Genomic DNA, 15,749 nt, shown 5'->3' with positions numbered 1-15,749 from the left:
TCTGTCTTTTCTGCCCCTCCTGCGGGGAATCCAGCCGGGCGCAAACCTGCCCGACCGGATGCCGAAACAAGCGCCGCCAAGCGCGGGAACGCCGCCCTCATCGCGTTCCCCCGTCGCTGGCGCTCGCCACGAAAATGCTGCCGTCCTGCGGCTCCGCACGGGCGGGGTCGCGCGCCGGAACGGCAGCGCGGCCGTCGCCTGTTTGCACCTTGGACGGCGGCGCGGCGGCCGCTCGCGTGTCGGCCGGGCGCATGACGAATAGCGGTGCCTCGCGCCAATCGGGCGGTGGTGTTGGTGGTTGCAACGGCGCATCCGATGGAGCCGCGCCGCCAAGGATCGGGGCGAGCGCGGCGACATAGGCCCGCGTTTCGGCGGGAAGCTGTCGGCCCGTCGCACGGTGTTCATCGTAGCGGCCGGGACCGGCATTGTAGGCGGCCAGCATCGCGCCGACATTGCCGTAGCGGTCGAACATCTCGCGCAGATAGGCGGTGCCTGCCATGATGTTGTCGCGCGGATCATAGGGATCGCGCCCAAGGCCATGGCGGACGCGCAGGCCCGCCCATGTGTCGGGCATTACCTGCATCAATCCCCTCGCGCCGGCCATTGAGACCGCGCGCACGTCGCCCGCGCTCTCGGCGCGCAGCACGGCGCGAATCCAGTGCTCGGGGATGCCGAAACGCTGCGACGCCTCGGCGATGTGCGCCGCATAGGGATGGGCGGCGGCCGGGCGCTCTACCGATGCGGGTTGCGCGACGGCGAGGCCCGATCCGGCGCAGACCGAGAGCGCGCCGGCCAGTATCAGGACGGCATAATGCCATGATGTGGCGCATCTATCGCCGCTGCGGATTAACTGGCCGATATATGCCATGGAAATCTCCTGCCTGTGGGTTTTCAGTGCGTCGGTGCGCGCCACTCGTATCGGCCAACGCCTTCCTCATCGGTCCAGAGCGAGAGCGCTCGGCCGATGACGGAAGTTGCGGGGATGGGTCCGAAATAACGGCCGTCTAGGCTGTCGCGGACTTCCCAATTCATGAGGAAAATCTGGTCGTCTCCGATGACGTGGCAGCCCTTCCAGACGGGCAGATCGCGGCCGAGGCTGTCGCGCTCCAGCGCCTCGCCCATTTCGATCCCGTTCACCGTGATCGTGGATCGCAAGCGGCAAACCCGCTGTCCAGGCAGGCCCAAGACGCGCTTCAAGAGCGGGACGCCTCGCGCGATATAGCCGCGCTCGACCATGAAGCTGGCGAGCGGTTCGGGCGGCATGATGGCGACCAGCTCCGGCACGTCGAGCGCGTCGGCTGGCTCGACCGTGTAGAAGCCGACCGGCGCGCTGGCGGTGGCGTTCCAGATGAGTTTCGTCGGCGTCTCGACGGCGCTTGCGGCGGCGATGCCGATCACCGCCAGCGCCGTCACCGTAAGGGTGCGGCGGCGCGTCATGGGTCAATCCTTCGGCGGTTAAGCCAAGCGGCATGTCGCTCGGGCGTGTAGGCGTGCGGTTCCAGATTGGCGGTCAAACGGTTGTGGACGTGCCGCCAGTGATCCGGCGGGACGTCGGCCGGGTCGAGGCCGAGCGCATCCACAGCGTCGATAGCGACAAGCGCGCGCTGCACCTTGGGCCAGCTATCGAGGCGCAACAGGATTTCGCCGCCGGGGCTCACGAAGGACAATGTCTGGAACGGCTCGCCCCGACCGATGGCCCGCACAATGTCGATGCGCGAAACGACAGTGCCGTGCTCGCCTTTCGCCCATCGCACGAAGGCAAAGACGCTGCCCGGCGCGAAGCCGACGACGCTGCGGCGGCGGTCGATGATCTGTTCATAGCTCTTGCGGCCGAAGCGTATCCAGTGCTCGATCTTCTTGCGCTGAAACGTCAGTTCGACCAGCGTGGTGAAGGGTGGAGCATCCGCGAGATTGCGTCCGCGCGCGCCGGTAAAGGTGCGCCGGATCATTGTTCTTCTCCGGAAATATTGGTGGCGGTGCGGGTGAGCACCGCGTCGAGGGCAGCTTCTGTGCACAGGATTGCGCGGCCGATGGCTTCGGGGATTTGCGGGAGAACGGCGTCGCCGAACGCCTCGACGATCAGGCTGGCCGCAGATGTCCCTTTGCGAGAGCCGAGTGCAATGCGTGTGTCAGCCACCCAGGCGGAAAGCCCATCATCCAGCCGTAGGTGATGGGCAAGGCCGCCGTTCCAGTCAGCCCATGGCTCTTCAGCATGACGGCCAGCGCCCGCGCTCCCGCCCATTTGTCCGGCGCGCGATCCGTCATTGCGCCATCCATCACTGCGTCCATCGTGGGGGATTTCCTGCGGTCGTAGGCCGGGCTCCAGCCGTCCATGCGGCTGTCGCGCTTTGTGGGCGTCGGCAGAATCTCCGCCGCGTGTCGCAGCAGGTTCGGCGTGTCGATCTGCGCCTTCGCACCGTTCGTCCGGCGTCCTGTCTCGATCTCCTGCGCGCTCAACTTGCGCCCGCCGTTCGGCTTGACCGGCGTCGGCATCATGCCCGCATGGCGGCTGGCATGGCCCTGAAGCTGGCTCAATACGTCGCCCCGGCCGCCCCGATCCGCATCCGATTTCCTCGGCGTCGCCAGGATTGCCCGCAGGGGATATGTCGATCCCGCTCCGCCGCCTGCGCCGTCCTTCATCCCATCCGAGGCCATGGGTGTTGGCAAGCTGCTCGGGATCATAGCCGATGAGCCATGACCGCTTGCGGATATGGTTGGCACCGACATCCGAAGCAGCCACCACGCACGGTTCTGTGGCGTAGCCGAGCGCTTCCAACTCGCCGAGCACCCGGTCAGCACCGCGAGTTCTGAGATTAGAGCTGTTCTCAAAAGCAAACCAGCGAGGCCGGCAGTCTCCGACAAGGCGGACGGCTTCGAGGTAGAGGCCCGACCGTTCGCCCTCGATCCCCTTGCCTCTGGTGTTTGCGCTGGAGATGTCCTGGCATGGCGGGCTGCCGACGATGATGTCGGGGAGGATTCCAAGGTCGGAAACAAGGCGAGCTGCCGTGAGTCCACGGATGTCGTCGTAGAGGCGGACATGGGGATTGTTCTCTACGTAAAGGATGCGCCGCCATTCGACGATCTCGCAGGCGGCGATGGTGACGAAGCCGGCGCGATGGAGACCAAGCGACCAGCCGCCGGCGGCGGCGCTGAACAGGTCGAGAGCGCGCATCATGGCGCAGCTCGGCAGGTGGCACCGGCACCATGGCTCGGATGCGCGCGCATCAAAGAAGAAGAGTTAGTTTTATTGTTAGAGTCTTCTATAGAGTGTCGGTGCCGATTTGCGCCTGATGTCCCGATCCTGCGTGCGCCTGATGTCCCGATTGGTTCCACAGGGTTATCCACAGTGCCTGTGGATAGATTTTCAGGGAGAAAGCGCAGCAGTTCTCGCCCGTCCTGCCACTCGATCCGGAGACCATAACCGGGCAGCGATTGGCGGGCTGCAATCCGGCGCAGATCAAGCGCGAAATCGGACGGCCGTGCGAGACTGCCGGATTTTTGGTGTAGGTGAGAAAACTCGAAGGCCCAGCCCTCGGGCTGATGTCCAGCATGCTTGCGGGCGACGCGGTAGAGCCAGCGCTCGATGCCGCCTTTCAGCCGGAAATAGGCAGGATCGATGGCCAGAACCAGCGAACGATCGACGACACTCTGATAGAACCATTCGGGCAGGACGAACTCCATGCCCTCGACGCGGCCCGTGCGCGTCGTCATCTCTTCCCATTCGTTGATCCATGAGAATTGCCGCCGCCGCCAATGCGCGCCGTTGCGGATGTTGGTGGCGATGACTGTCGATTGCAGCCGCGCAAGTGCGGCCTTCAGCAGCAGATAGTCACGGTTGCCGGTGCACCGGCCGACCGCCCGCAGGAGCTGATAAGGCATGAAACGAAAGAAGCGCGAGTTGGGAAAGCCGGCGTTCCCGGCTGCGACGATCTGGGACGCCGCCCAGATCAGAACATCGGCATCCCAGATGGTCGCCATGCCGTGCTCAGGCATGCCGAGCACCTGCACTTCCACATCGGCGGCCTTGTAGAGAATGGGTTTGATGCGCCGGGATTTGGCGAGGGAAAAGAACGGTCGTTCCATCAGGTCGCGCTGATCGCGCGGCGCGGCGTCTCCAGTGGCTACGATGAATGGATCGAGGTGAATGCGTTCGCTGACAGCATCGCGCCTCGACGGTTTATGATCGTTGGTGCGCAGCATTCAGAGTTCACCCCTCTCGGCAGGTGTGAGCGGACGCGCCGGAAAGACCGTGCCGGCATTTTCGTCGCGCGTGGATTTACGCGAGCCGACTGCGCTCCAAGCCTCCAGATCGTGCAGGGTGTAAAGGACGCGCCCGCCGATCTTTCGATAGATGGGGCCAGTTCCATAGGTCCGGTGTTTCTCGAGGGTGCGCAGCGAAATGCCGAGGAAACGCGCAGCTTCCTGGGTCCTAAGCAGGCGCGGTGGCAGGTCGGCTTTGCGGCCGTGGGTCATGGGATGCCTCCGGTTGGTCAGACAGACAGGCCGTCGCGGGGACGGCGGACTGTGGCGAACCATGGCGAGGCACCGGCGGCGTGTAGCGTGCCGCATTTGCGACCATGCGCTGGCGGCACCCCCTGGAAGACGGAGCCGGCAAGGAAAAGACGTGAGATTTCAGAGGCGAGATGGCTGCCCCATCGAATTGCCGAAGACAATCCTGTGCTGTTCAGCTATGAATGCCGATGGAGCAGACGCACTGTTCCGGGGCTTAGTAACCCCTGTTGGCGGTTGGTGTCGGCCGTGACGACACCAAACTCCTTGACCCTATGGTCGGGGAGCCCATGGCGTATGTCCAGGGCTACCCGTCTAAAGGCCATGGGGCCGTCCAACACGGTTACTAACTCCCCGATCACCAGGTCAAAGGGGCCAGTTGCGGGGGCGCACCGCACGCAAGGCTCTTCTTCGGATGGGGAGTGAAATGAAAATACCCACTGAACTCGATCCCGATGTCGATGACGTCGCGCCGACCGGCGATCAGATCACGCCGTATGACGAGCAGCATTTTGTCACCTACCTTCGGCTGCTCGATGCCAAGGCCGAAGATGCCGATTGGAAGGAAGTGGCGCAGATCGTTCTGCACCGCGATCCTGCTGCCGAGGAGCTTCGAACCTACCGCTGCTGGCAAAGCCACCTGGAACGCGCACAATGGCTTTCGCGTGAAGGCTATAAACGGATTCTCGAGCAGGCCGCTGCAAACAAGGCGTGATGCTGGGATCCCAGTGTCAGGACTTGCCCGGCTTGACCGGGTAGTGAAGCAGCAGACGATAGCCGCCCCGCATCATCCTGATGCCATGCTTGACCAGACGGCGCGCCTTGTTCTTGCGCGGGTCGTTCTCAAAATCTTCTTTCGTCCCTTGGAAGCCGAGCAGGACTTCGGCAATGGCGCGATAGCTCTCACCGCGCAGTTTCGCGTCGAGCGCGCGCAAGGACAGGATGTGCCATTCGCGCAATTGGTCTGGGAGTGTGCCGATGGCCGGTCCCGGCGGGCGGCGTGTCAGAGAGCGCCACAGTCTTCTTGCCGCGTGAACACGCAATTCCAGGAAGCTGTCCAGCGGCAAATTCACCGCGTAGCTGGCTGCTGTGTCCGGCGAGGCATCAGGCAACCAGAATTGGTGCGTTACTCCATCTAAACGCCATATGCCGTGCCAGCCGTCAGTCGCTCGGCTAAGCTCCAGACCATCAAGATGTGCCAGCGTGAACAAAGGGCTGCCGTGAGCTCCATCGGCCTCGACCTCTGATAACCTTACTGCTTGTGGCTGGAGTTTTGGCGACCATATGATGCTCTGCTGTTCATGCGGCTCGTCGGGATCGCTGGGGAAATCGCACACCCCAACGCTCGACGAACGCCTCCAGGTGTCCGGAATCCGGCTGCTGACTTGCCGCCAGCGCCCAGTATTCCTGGCGATACTCGTTGTTGCGACGAAGATATTCCCATGCGAAACCGGCGGCGGGCAGATTCCTGGTGTCCCTGTAAGCCGCCGGAGTACGCCAATCGATGCTGAGCATGGCGCTTCCTCCCTATCTCGGGCGCGCAAGCGCTGCCCGCACAAAGATCATTCGGTACGTCCGGCTACTGGGGTAGCCCTCATTGCGAGATAACTGGTCCGCGTAACCCGATCAGTGCCCCAATGCTTTCCGACAATGCCTGCATGGTCCTGCGAGCCGGGCGCTGCCCGGCGAGCGTGTTTTTCTACAGCGACGTCGAATGAACGCGCAAAAGCCGCCGTCCCGGTTGGGACGGCGGTGGCGACTTGCGGCCATGCAATTGGTTTATGGGCGAAGCGAGCGCCAAGCGTCTTGAGTTCGTGCACGGCGGTATGACAGGCGGCGGCAACGAAACGGATGCCATAGGTAATTCAGCGGCTCGAAACCGTGCCACCAATCGGCATCAATGTCACCGCAACGGCCCTCGAACAAAACTTCGCCGCTTGCGAGGTGAAGCCTGAAATCCATCGGAAGGGCTGCGGCCTGCTCCGGGTTTCCGCGTGCCGGAAGGCCGTTCGCATCCTCGCCCAGGCCCAAGCAGCCGCCATGGTGGTCAACAGTAACAATCCAGCGCATTGTGAAATCCTTGTCTATGGAGTTGGGGGTGGCGACGCCCGCGATGTTGTGGCGGGCGCTGGTGCAAAGGGGTTACGCGGCCTCCCGGTGGCGTTGCAGCTCCGAGAGGCGCTGTCTGGCGGTGTGATAGTGGGCGTTGTCCAGTTCGATGCCGGTCCAATTGCGCCCGGTCTGCTGCGCGGCCGCCAACGTCGAACCGCTGCCGCTGAAAGGGTCCAGCACCAAGTCGCCGGGCTTCGTGAACGCCTCGATAAGCGGCGTCAGGGCTTCGACGGGCTTCTGCGTCGGATGCAGCCGGTTGCCGGTGTAAGGAAAGTCCAGCACGTCAGGGATCGGCTGCGCGGGCAAGGTCGGATTGCCCTTTGCCAGCAAATAAGCCTGTTCGTGCTGATAGCGAAGGAAGCGGGTTGATGACGCATAACGCTTGCGGAAAACAATATGGCCGACAACTCGGAAGCCTGCCGCCTTCCATGCGTCCATGAATAGATCGACTTTGTTCCATCCATAGAAGCTGACGCAAAAGCCGCCGTCCTTCAAAACGCGATGCATCTGGTTGAAAGCCGGGCGAAGCCAGCGGCCGTTGTCGTCATTGGCAACGGTGCGGCCCTGCCGGTCTCGGAAGTTGGTCACATAGGGCGGGTCGGTTAGGATGAAATCCACTGACGCCCGGTCAAACGATCGCATCACGTCGATGCAATCGCCATTGAAAATGACATTGCGCGGGGTGTTGGCTGTGCTGGTCATGTTTCTAATCCTTCGGGTTGCGGGTTCAGAGCCGCGAAGCGCGCGCTCCTGAACCCTTGCCTGTCGGCGAGACCGGGGGTGAAAGGTGCAAGGGCGATCGGGATGGAGGGGGATCACCCGGCCTGCACAGAACGGAGGAACGAAGTGGAGGAAGGCCGGGGAAACCGTCCCGGTCGAGAGTTAGCGGTCCCTTGCGCCGCGCCAGGGGGCAGCGTCCCCAAGTCGCTTAACACCTGTTTTTCAACGCATCCAATCGAAGGCAAAACCAATATAATCTACCAAGTAGGCATACGATCGTGGCCGCGCTAGTTGTGCGGGAACCCTCACTAGTGGTATTCCATAGGAGGAATATTTAATGGTATGATTCGGAGTCTGGCGGTGTCGAACAATGTCGGCTGAGCACGAAATCGTTGATGCTGTCCTGGTCGGTGATGGCGATGCGGGGCGTGTTGTGGGCCAATCGCTAAAGGCGTTAAGATGCGCTGCAGGCTTAACTCAGCTAGAGATGGCGAAACGTTTGGGTGTTGGCCAAGCTGCGATCTCCAAGATCGAGCAGCGGGGCGATGTCCAGATATCCTCGTTGCAGCGATATGTTGAGGCCCTCGGTGCCAGCTTACGTATCGATGCAGCATTTCCAGTTCACTCGAACTTGGGAGTTCGTATCAGGACTGAGACTGGCGAAGCTGTTGACGACGACGATCAGTATATTCTTCCAATTTTTGGCGACCGCGGCGATGCTCTTCCGGCGCAACGAGATGTTGTGATTAGCATAAAACCGAACTATTCGGGCAAGATATTCGATGGTGTAAAAACCATTGAGCTAAGAAGGCGATTCCCACTGTCATTGGCTCCCGGTGCGACAGCCTATATTTATTCTACTTCGCCAGAAATGGCTTTGGTAGGCGCTATTAAAATTGAGAACGTTGAACGCCTTGAACTCTGTGCCCTCTGGAAAAAGCACGGCCGATCTGCATCGATCAAGAAAGCCGATTTCGACGAGTACTTTAGTGGCCTGGAAGAAGGCTTTGCACTAAAACTGTCGACACCGCGCCGATTTACGAGGCCACTGACCCTACCTGAATTGAAGGAGCGATTTGGATTTAAGGCTCCGCAGTCTTTCCTCTACGCGAAGCCAGACCTTCAAAAGGCGCTCCGGAATGAGCACACAAACATATCTGATTGATACGAATGTAATTATTCATCTGGAAGACAATAAAACCGTAGAGCCGGCCTTTTCCGCACTTACAAGCCTCGCCGCCAAGCACAAGGTCGATATTTTCGTGCACGAGGCGGCGCGCGACGATGTTGGTCGCGACAAGGATACGGCCCGCCGAGCGATATCTCTCAGTAAGCTTGGTAAATTTCAAACCCTATCAAAAGTCCGAGGCTTGACCGCTGCAGAGCTTTCGAACGCATTCGGGCCTCTTCCGAAGCACAATGATATAGTCGACGCGACCCTGCTGCATACGCTTCACATCGGCGCCGTGGACTTTCTTGTTAGCCAAGACAGAGGCCTCCACGAGCGGGCCAGGCGCCATTCTCCAGAACTCGGTCGCCGGGTGCTCTATGTAGCAGACGCCGTTCAGCTCCTTCGAACGACCTATGAGCCGATCGAAGCGCCAGTGCGTTTCATCGATGAGGTCGCCGCTCATGCGATACCTCTGACGGACAGCATCTTTGACAGCCTGCGCGAGGACTATCCCGGTTTCGATCAATGGTGGACGGAAAAATGTGTGAAGCAGCGGCGCCTTTGCTGGATCATTGAAGACGACGGAATTGCCGGCCTTCTGGTCAGAAAGGATGAGACCGGCTCGGACACCGACGCAACTGAAAAAGCCAACAAAATACTGAAGATCTGCACGTTCAAGGTTCGGCCGGAGCGACGCGGCCTTAAGCTTGGTGAGTTGCTTTTGAAGAAGGTCTTTTGGTTCGCTCAAAGGAACAAATATGACCTCATCTATGTCACCACGTATGAGGGGCAGACCTCCCTCATTGATCTTCTTGAGTATTTCGGGTTCACCCATACTGCAACAAAGGAGGACGGTGAGAGGATCTATGAAAAACGTATGGGCGCGCGCGCACCCTCGCCGACTGATGGCGACAATCACTTTGATGCCCATCGGCTGAATTATCCGCGCTTCGCCATCGTGGCGGACACCGCAGCGTTCGGTATCCCGATCAAGGAGGGCTACCATGACATCCTCTATCCGGATCTCAAGCAGCAGAACCAGCTGGATCTCTTCGGAGCGCTTGGGTTGGGAGGAGGTCCGCGGCGACCGGGCAACACAATCCGAAAGGTGTACCTGTGTCGCGCACCATCAAACCTAGGCCCGCCAGGTTCGATATTGTTCTTCTACAAAGGAAAATCATCGTCGTTACCGTCACAGGCAATGACTGCAATCGGAATACTTGAGGACGTTCGTCTTGCGCGATCCACCCGGGAGTTACTCCAGATGACAGGCGGGCGGTCGGTTTATAGCGAGAAAGACCTCGACCGGTGGCGGGCATCTGCCGAATCGCCCGTCAAAGTCATCAACTACCTGCTCGCCGCCTATATTGATCCGGCTATGGGGTTGAAGCAGCTTCAAGAGAGCAAGGTTATCGCAGAGCATCCGCCTCAATCGATCTTTCGTATACCGCGCTCTTGTCTAGATAGCCTACTTTCGCAAATCGACCTCGGATTTCAAGCATGAGTAAGCGGAGGGTTGTCGCCTTGGTGGGTTTGTCAGGCGTCGGGAAGTCGACACTTCTTGAAGATGCGCGACGAAGACTTGTTTTTGAGCATTTGCGGGCGAGTGATTTGATCAAAGAGGAAAGGAAACAGCGCCAAGGCAAGCCTGCCGCCCACGATCTCCTGCGCGAGGGAAATATCGACGACAATCAAGCCCTTCTGGTATCTGGCTTCAAAAGACACGCGCCGGAAAAAGGATTGATCGTTCTTGACGGTCACACCATCATAGACACTCCCAATGGCCTAGTGGAAATTTTGCCTTCGGTTTTTTCGGCGATCGATGTTTCCCGCTTCGTTGTTTTGGTTGATGACGTCGAAAAGATCGCGATTCGACGTGCGTCGGATAATCGAAGGTCCAGACCGAGCAGATCGCCGGAGGAGCTAGCTGAACATCAGGAGCAATCCGTGCTTGCGGCCTATCGTGCGGCCCTAGCTCTCCGGGTTCCTCTGTTTATCGTCCCCTTGAACGAAACTCCCAACATCTCAGTGTTTCTCGATGTGTAACAGCCCCCGGAGATTCCCCTGCCGCAGTGCTGGAACCGTTTGCCTTCCTGTGGAGCGAACCACGAGGGGTTGCAGAGGATTTATCGCAGGATGGCAACTAGCCCGTCCTTTTCTATCCTGCTTAGATCGGTTAATCGGATAGGAGATTTGGGGATAATCAGCGCGGCTCTCTAACATCCTCGCTTTCTTCTATAACTGGGGCGACATTGGCAAAGCTTACTCTAGAAAAACTTGAACGCCACCTGTTCGCGGCCGCCGACATCCTTCGCGGCAAGATGGATGCGTCGGAGTTCAAGGAGTACATTTTCGGAATACTGTTCCTAAGGCGATGCTCCGACGTGTTCGAGCAGCAGCGCGAGAAGATTCTGAAGGAACAGCGCGCGCTTGGACGGTCCGAAAAGGAAGCCCTGCAACGCGCAGATCATCCGTCGTCCTACACCAAGACCTTCTTCGTGCCGCCGATCGCCCGCTGGGACCGGCTCCTGAATGACGTCCACGCCAACGTTGCCAATGAATTGAACAAGGCCCTCGAGGGGCTCGAGAACGAAAACCACAACGCGTTGAGGGGCGTGCTGGGGCACATCAATTTCGCCCGGAAGGTTGGCGAGTCGGAGATCCCCGACGAGCGGCTTCGCCGTCTCATCAGCCACTTCAACAAGTATCGCCTGCTCGACGAGGATTTCGAGTTTCCCGACCTCCTCGGCGCAGCCTACGAATACCTTATCAGCGAGTTCGCGGACTCCGCCGGCAAGAAGGCCGGCGAGTTCTATACGCCGCGCGGCGTGGTGCAGCTGATGGTCCGCATCCTTGATCCGCAGGGCGGCACATCGCTCTACGACCCCACCTGTGGCAGCGGCGGCATGCTGAACCAGGGTTACGAGTACGCCCTCCAGCATGACGGCCGGCGGCTGAGTCTGTATGGCCAAGAGGACAACGGCGCGGTCTGGGCCATCTGCCGGATGAATCTCCTCCTCCATGGCATTCCCGACGCCGACATTCGGAACGGCGACACGCTCGTCGATCCGAAGCATATCGAGGACGGCCGCCTCATGCGGTTCGACCGGGTGATCGCCAATCCGCCCTTCAGTCAGAACTACAGCAAGCGCGGGATTCAGTTCGGTGACCGCTTCCGCTTCGGCTGGTGTCCCACGACGGGCAAGAAGGCCGACCTGATGTTCGCCCAGCACATGCTGGCTAGCCTGAAGCAGACCGGGAAAATGGCTGTGGTGATGCCGCACGGCGTGCTGTTCCGTGGCGGCGAAGAGAAGAAAATCCGGCTCGCTCTGCTCGAAGAGGACTGCATCGAGGCCGTGATCGGCCTGCCGCAGAACCTCTTCTACGGAACCGGCATTCCGGCCTGCATCCTTGTGATGCGCCACCCGGACGGGAAGCCGGAAGCGCGCAAGGGAAAGGTGCTCTTCATCAACGCGGACCGCGAGTATCGCGAGGGGCGCGCGCAGAACTTCATCGACCCGGAGCACATCGAGAAGATCGTCAGCGCCTACGACGCGTTCACTGACGTGCCCGGCTTCGCGACGGTCATCGAAAAAACTGCCATCATCAATGACGAAGCCGGCAACCTGAACATCCGGCGCTATGCCGACAGCAGCCCGCCGCCCGAGCCCCACGATGTCCGCGCCCACCTCCATGGCGGCGTGTCGAAGCGGGAAATCGAGAGTATCCGCCCGCATGCGCAGGCACAGGGCTTCGACGTCGACACGCCGTTCGTCGACCGCGATGCCGACTACGCCGAGTTCGCTAATGCCGTCGAGAAGCGTGCCGATATCAGGGCCCAGGTCGAGTCAAACCCCGGCGTTGCAACGCGGCAAGGTGAGATGGTCGCGGCCTTCGATACCTGGTGGTCGTCGGCACGGACCGGGTTGGCCGAGCTTCCCGAAAGCAAGCGCCTGATGCCGCTGCGCCGCGAGATGCTCGACAGCTTTGAGCCCGCCATGCTGCCGGTCGGCTGCCTCGATCGCTATGCGCTGATGGGCTCCATCGCGGGCTGGTGGGATGAAATCCGCTACGAGCTGCGCGTCATCGTCGAGAACGGGTTCGCCGAACTGGTCGACGGCTGGGTCGAGACACTGCGCTCGGCGCTGGAGGACGAGGACGCGGACGACGACGAAGACAGCGACGCCAAGAAGACCGTGAAGGTCACGCTGGAGGAGCTACTCGCACATCCCTTCGTGCGCCATCGCATGGCGGACTACGTCACCGAACTGTCCGCCGCGCAGGCCGAGGTGGAGCGGGTCAAGGCCGAGAAGGAAGCCTGGGAGACGGGCGACGGGGTCGAGGGCGCCGAGGACTGGCTGGACGGGGCCGAGGAAGGCAGCAACCTCGCCAAGGAACTGGAAAAGCGGCGCAAGGAACTGCGCGCCGAAATGAAGGATGACGACAAGCGCCGGAAGGAGCTTGTGAAAACCACAGGCACCGGCAAACCCTCCAAGGGCTCCATCGACTGGATGCGCGCGCAGGGCATGGATGTGCAGGAGTTCGAGGCCGAATTGGCAGCCATCGAGCGCCGCCTAGCGCCGCTGGTCGAGGAGGCTGTGACCATCGACGCCGTGCTCACCCCCTATGAGGCGATCAAGGAGGAGCTGAAGGAGGCGCGCGCCACGCTGCGGCGGCTCAAGGCGGCGTTCGTCGAGCGGCTAACGGCCGCACGGGCCGAACTGGACGACGACGATTGCCGCGAACTGGTGCTCGACATCGACCGCGAGCGGCTGCTCGACCGGCTCGAACGCGCCCGCGTCCGCCGTGTCGGCGCGCTCGTTGGGGACCTAGAGCGGCTCTGGGACAAGTACCGTGTCAGCCTCAAAAGGATCGAGGGGCGAAGGTCGGACGCGACCACGCGCCTCGACAGCTTCCTAGTGGAGCTCGGATATGCGTGAAGAGTCCACGATCAAAGTTGGGAACTTGGCGGATGGGGTCAGAGGTGTCTCGTATCGTCCGGAGCATCTTCAAGAGGACGTCGGGCCAGATCGAACGGTTCTCCTTCGTTCCACGAATATTCAAGAAGGTCAGCTAGATTTCGGCTCTATCCAGATTGTACCTAGCTATTTGGTCAAACCTGCTCAGGTTGTTCAAGAAGGCGACCTTGTCGTTTGCATGTCAAACGGATCGAAAGCGCTTGTCGGCAAGGCGGCTCGTTACAACGGCGAGTACGGTGCCCCACTAACAGTGGGAGCCTTCTGCTCAGTGTTCCATCCAAAAATTGAGAGTGACGCCGCCTTTCTGCGGCATGTTTTCCAAGGCGAACAGTTTCGGCGAAGCATCGACATCATTCTTTCTGGAAGCGCGATCAATAACCTGAAAAACAGTGACGTTGAGGGAATCTCAATCGTTGGCTACGCGCCTCCAGAGCGGGCGAAGATTGCTGCGGTACTTGACGCTATCGACGATGCGATCCTCGAAACCGATATGGTTCTTGAGAAGCTGCGCGCCATCCACGTCGGCACCATAGACGACCTGTTGACGCGCGGTCTCTCGGACGACGGTTCACCTCGCAAGCCCTCTGACCTTGTTGAGACGAGCGTCGGCTCCCGGCCCGCATCGTGGATGGTCGCGAACCTCGGGCGCTTCGTCGTCGGAGCCGAATACGGCACCAACCTTTCCTTGGGCGACAGCAGCGCCGGGACCCCCGTCCTTCGGATGAATAACATCCAGGACGGCGAGTTCGATCTCTCAGATCTGAAATACGCTCCCGCCCATGCCGTCGACCGCTTCCGGCTGCAACGCAATGATGTCCTGTTCAACCGCACGAACAGCTGGGAGCATGTGGGCAAGGCGGCCATTTGGCGAAGCGACGAGCCCGGCCCAGCCTTTGCATCCTACCTGGTTCGGCTGCATTGCGGCGATTCCCTGCTGCCCGAGTTCCTTCATCTCTGGCTGAATTGGGCGCCGGTCCAGCGCGCCATCCGGCAGTTCGCAACGCCCGGCGTCCAGCAGGTGAACATCAATCCCACGAATCTCCGGCGCGCGCTGATCGCCGTGCCGGACACATTGGACGAACAGCGAGCGATCATTGACCGCGTGAACGGCGTCGCTGCGGCCATCGAAGACCACCGCCGCGAGCGCGCCAAGCTTTCGTCACTTCGCGAAGGTCTGCGCGATGACCTCCTCACCGGCCGCAAGCCTGTGGTGGCCATTCGTGAGGCTGCCGAATGAGCCAGCAGGACCGTCTGGACGAACTGAATGTTGTTGAACGCCCCCTCCTGCGCCAGCTGGGGGTTATGGGCTGGACCCATGTCGAGGGTGCCGACGAAGACCCGAGCACTGGCCGCAAGGACTACCACCTGCTCGGCCGCGACACCTTCCAGCGGACAGTGCTACGTGACCGGCTCGAGTCTGCGCTGCGCCGCCTGAACCGCAAAGACGACGGGTCCGAGTGGCTGGACGAGCGCCGCATCAGCCAGGCGATCTCGCAGCTCGAGCGGCCAACCTCGCGGGACTTCATCGCGATCAACGAGGAGCTGCACGACAAGATCGTGCGCGGCGTCAATGTCTCTGGCCCCGATGGAGAGCACGAACGCCGCGTGCGCTTCATCGGGTTCGAGCCGGACGACGAGAACGAATTCGTCGCGGTCAACCAGTTCCGCGTGGACCCGCCCGGCGCTGTCGGCGACCGCGGGTTCATCGTGCCGGACATCGTGCTGTTCGTTAACGGCCTGCCGCTGGTGGTGATCGAGGCCAAGAGCCCGGCCGTCACCGACCCCATCGCCACCGCCATCGACCAGATGCGCCGGTACGCCAACCGCCGCGTGCCCGAAAAGAACGAGGGCGCTGAGCGGCTGTTCTGGACGAACCACCTGCTCGTCGCCACCGACTACTACGACGCCCGCGTCGGCTCGGTCACCGCCCGGCCAGACGACTTCCTCCCTTGGCGCTCGGTCAAGCCGGTCGGCATCGAGCAGACGCGCGCTGCCATGGACGAGGTGTGCGGCGAGCTTGGCAAGGCGCCGGGCACGGAACTGGTGCAGCAGGAGGTCATGGCGGCGGGCCTGCTGCGGCCGCAGTACCTGCTCGACGCGCTGCGCGCTTTCACTGTCTACATGACCACAGACGAAGGCGTGCGCATCAAGGTGGTGCCACGCTGTTGATTTCCGCTGAGAGCTGACCCGGGATTGAGGGATTTTTCCATTGAGAAGTGACCCATGTTTGAACCCACCCCTGCTGGTTGATTGCAGGG

Annotated in this window: 16 protein-coding genes; 7 read left to right on the top strand and 9 right to left on the bottom strand. The window is 61.1% G+C overall.

Features of this window, described 5'->3' with window-relative positions; translation table 11 throughout:
- Window positions 1–97: 97 nt before the first annotated feature.
- Genes DES43_RS17480 through DES43_RS17455 form a run of 6 tightly spaced genes read right to left on the bottom strand, consistent with a single transcriptional unit; the run spans window position 98 to window position 4,473 of the window.
- Entirely contained in the window at window positions 98–868 is a 771-nt protein-coding gene (locus tag DES43_RS17480) for a lytic transglycosylase domain-containing protein (protein ID WP_245514598.1), read from the bottom strand.
- Between the two features lie 23 nt (window positions 869–891).
- Window positions 892–1,437: a S26 family signal peptidase gene (locus DES43_RS17475; RefSeq protein WP_133675877.1), complete on the bottom strand. Its 546-nt coding sequence runs from the start codon at window positions 1,435–1,437 to the stop codon at window positions 892–894.
- Window positions 1,434–1,949 (bottom strand): DUF2840 domain-containing protein, encoded by a 516-nt coding sequence (locus tag DES43_RS17470; protein ID WP_133675875.1) that lies wholly within the window; start codon window positions 1,947–1,949, stop codon window positions 1,434–1,436. Before DES43_RS17470 ends, DES43_RS17475 begins: the two co-directional genes overlap by 4 nt.
- Window positions 1,946–3,175 (bottom strand): DNA cytosine methyltransferase, encoded by a 1,230-nt coding sequence (locus tag DES43_RS17465; RefSeq protein ID WP_133675872.1) that lies wholly within the window; start codon window positions 3,173–3,175, stop codon window positions 1,946–1,948. Before DES43_RS17465 ends, DES43_RS17470 begins: the two co-directional genes overlap by 4 nt.
- Window positions 3,172–4,200 carry a replication initiator protein A gene (locus DES43_RS17460; protein WP_133675870.1) on the bottom strand — a complete coding sequence of 343 codons (1,029 nt, stop codon included), beginning with the start codon at window positions 4,198–4,200 and terminating at the stop codon, window positions 3,172–3,174. Before DES43_RS17460 ends, DES43_RS17465 begins: the two co-directional genes overlap by 4 nt.
- Entirely contained in the window at window positions 4,201–4,473 is a 273-nt protein-coding gene (locus DES43_RS17455; protein ID WP_133675868.1) for a helix-turn-helix transcriptional regulator, read from the bottom strand.
- Window positions 4,474–4,936: 463 nt separating this feature from the next.
- Here DES43_RS17455 and DES43_RS17450 point away from each other — a divergent pair, with 463 nt between their 5' ends.
- Entirely contained in the window at window positions 4,937–5,224 is a 288-nt protein-coding gene (locus tag DES43_RS17450; protein WP_133675866.1) for a DNA -binding domain-containing protein, read from the top strand.
- 16 nt (window positions 5,225–5,240) lie between these two features.
- Here the strand turns inward: DES43_RS17450 and DES43_RS17445 are convergent, their stop codons facing one another.
- The 3 genes from DES43_RS17445 to DES43_RS17430 all read right to left on the bottom strand — a co-directional run bounded on the left by DES43_RS17445 (window position 5,241) and on the right by DES43_RS17430 (window position 7,323).
- Window positions 5,241–5,720, bottom strand: coding sequence for a DUF2285 domain-containing protein (locus DES43_RS17445; protein WP_245514597.1), 480 nt, complete (start codon window positions 5,718–5,720; stop codon window positions 5,241–5,243).
- Between the two features lie 88 nt (window positions 5,721–5,808).
- Window positions 5,809–6,024, bottom strand: a complete 216-nt coding sequence (locus DES43_RS17440) for a transcriptional regulator domain-containing protein (RefSeq protein WP_133675864.1) — start codon at window positions 6,022–6,024, stop codon at window positions 5,809–5,811.
- A gap of 627 nt (window positions 6,025–6,651) precedes the next feature.
- On the bottom strand, window positions 6,652–7,323 hold the full coding sequence (locus DES43_RS17430; RefSeq protein ID WP_208110848.1) for a DNA methyltransferase: 672 nt from the start codon (window positions 7,321–7,323) through the stop codon (window positions 6,652–6,654).
- A 388-nt stretch (window positions 7,324–7,711) separates the two neighbouring features.
- Here DES43_RS17430 and DES43_RS17425 point away from each other — a divergent pair, with 388 nt between their 5' ends.
- The 6 genes from DES43_RS17425 (at window position 7,712) to DES43_RS17400 (ending at window position 15,660) form a co-directional block, all read left to right on the top strand.
- Entirely contained in the window at window positions 7,712–8,506 is a 795-nt protein-coding gene (locus DES43_RS17425) for a helix-turn-helix domain-containing protein (RefSeq protein ID WP_133675860.1), read from the top strand.
- Entirely contained in the window at window positions 8,481–10,016 is a 1,536-nt protein-coding gene (locus DES43_RS17420) for a GNAT family N-acetyltransferase (protein WP_133675858.1), read from the top strand. Before DES43_RS17425 ends, DES43_RS17420 begins: the two co-directional genes overlap by 26 nt.
- Window positions 10,013–10,558 (top strand): ATP-binding protein, encoded by a 546-nt coding sequence (locus DES43_RS17415; protein WP_133675856.1) that lies wholly within the window; start codon window positions 10,013–10,015, stop codon window positions 10,556–10,558. Before DES43_RS17420 ends, DES43_RS17415 begins: the two co-directional genes overlap by 4 nt.
- 206 nt (window positions 10,559–10,764) lie before the next feature.
- Window positions 10,765–13,452 carry a type I restriction-modification system subunit M gene (locus tag DES43_RS17410; protein WP_208110847.1) on the top strand — a complete coding sequence of 896 codons (2,688 nt, stop codon included), beginning with the start codon at window positions 10,765–10,767 and terminating at the stop codon, window positions 13,450–13,452.
- Window positions 13,445–14,728, top strand: coding sequence for a restriction endonuclease subunit S domain-containing protein (locus DES43_RS17405; protein ID WP_133675852.1), 1,284 nt, complete (start codon window positions 13,445–13,447; stop codon window positions 14,726–14,728). Before DES43_RS17410 ends, DES43_RS17405 begins: the two co-directional genes overlap by 8 nt.
- A complete protein-coding gene (locus tag DES43_RS17400; protein ID WP_133675850.1) occupies window positions 14,725–15,660 on the top strand; it encodes a type I restriction endonuclease in 936 nt (311 codons plus the stop codon). Before DES43_RS17405 ends, DES43_RS17400 begins: the two co-directional genes overlap by 4 nt.
- Window positions 15,661–15,749: the final 89 nt, after the last annotated feature.

Source organism: Aquamicrobium defluvii, from assembly GCF_004363725.1.
Classification (GTDB): domain Bacteria; phylum Pseudomonadota; class Alphaproteobacteria; order Rhizobiales; family Rhizobiaceae; genus Mesorhizobium; species Mesorhizobium defluvii.
Note: the sequence above shows the minus strand (reverse complement) of the source record. Positions and strands in the feature narration are given on the sequence as shown.

Coding starts and splice junctions, on each gene's coding strand:
- DES43_RS17480 (WP_245514598.1), bottom strand. CDS start 868: ATGGCATATATCGGCCAGTTAATCCGCAGCGGCGATAGATGCGCCACA.
- DES43_RS17475 (WP_133675877.1), bottom strand. CDS start 1,437: ATGACGCGCCGCCGCACCCTTACGGTGACGGCGCTGGCGGTGATCGGC.
- DES43_RS17470 (WP_133675875.1), bottom strand. CDS start 1,949: ATGATCCGGCGCACCTTTACCGGCGCGCGCGGACGCAATCTCGCGGAT.
- DES43_RS17465 (WP_133675872.1), bottom strand. CDS start 3,175: ATGATGCGCGCTCTCGACCTGTTCAGCGCCGCCGCCGGCGGCTGGTCG.
- DES43_RS17460 (WP_133675870.1), bottom strand. CDS start 4,200: ATGCTGCGCACCAACGATCATAAACCGTCGAGGCGCGATGCTGTCAGC.
- DES43_RS17455 (WP_133675868.1), bottom strand. CDS start 4,473: ATGACCCACGGCCGCAAAGCCGACCTGCCACCGCGCCTGCTTAGGACC.
- DES43_RS17450 (WP_133675866.1), top strand. CDS start 4,937: ATGAAAATACCCACTGAACTCGATCCCGATGTCGATGACGTCGCGCCG.
- DES43_RS17440 (WP_133675864.1), bottom strand. CDS start 6,024: ATGCTCAGCATCGATTGGCGTACTCCGGCGGCTTACAGGGACACCAGG.
- DES43_RS17430 (WP_208110848.1), bottom strand. CDS start 7,323: ATGACCAGCACAGCCAACACCCCGCGCAATGTCATTTTCAATGGCGAT.
- DES43_RS17425 (WP_133675860.1), top strand. CDS start 7,712: ATGTCGGCTGAGCACGAAATCGTTGATGCTGTCCTGGTCGGTGATGGC.
- DES43_RS17420 (WP_133675858.1), top strand. CDS start 8,481: ATGAGCACACAAACATATCTGATTGATACGAATGTAATTATTCATCTG.
- DES43_RS17415 (WP_133675856.1), top strand. CDS start 10,013: ATGAGTAAGCGGAGGGTTGTCGCCTTGGTGGGTTTGTCAGGCGTCGGG.
- DES43_RS17405 (WP_133675852.1), top strand. CDS start 13,445: ATGCGTGAAGAGTCCACGATCAAAGTTGGGAACTTGGCGGATGGGGTC.
- DES43_RS17400 (WP_133675850.1), top strand. CDS start 14,725: ATGAGCCAGCAGGACCGTCTGGACGAACTGAATGTTGTTGAACGCCCC.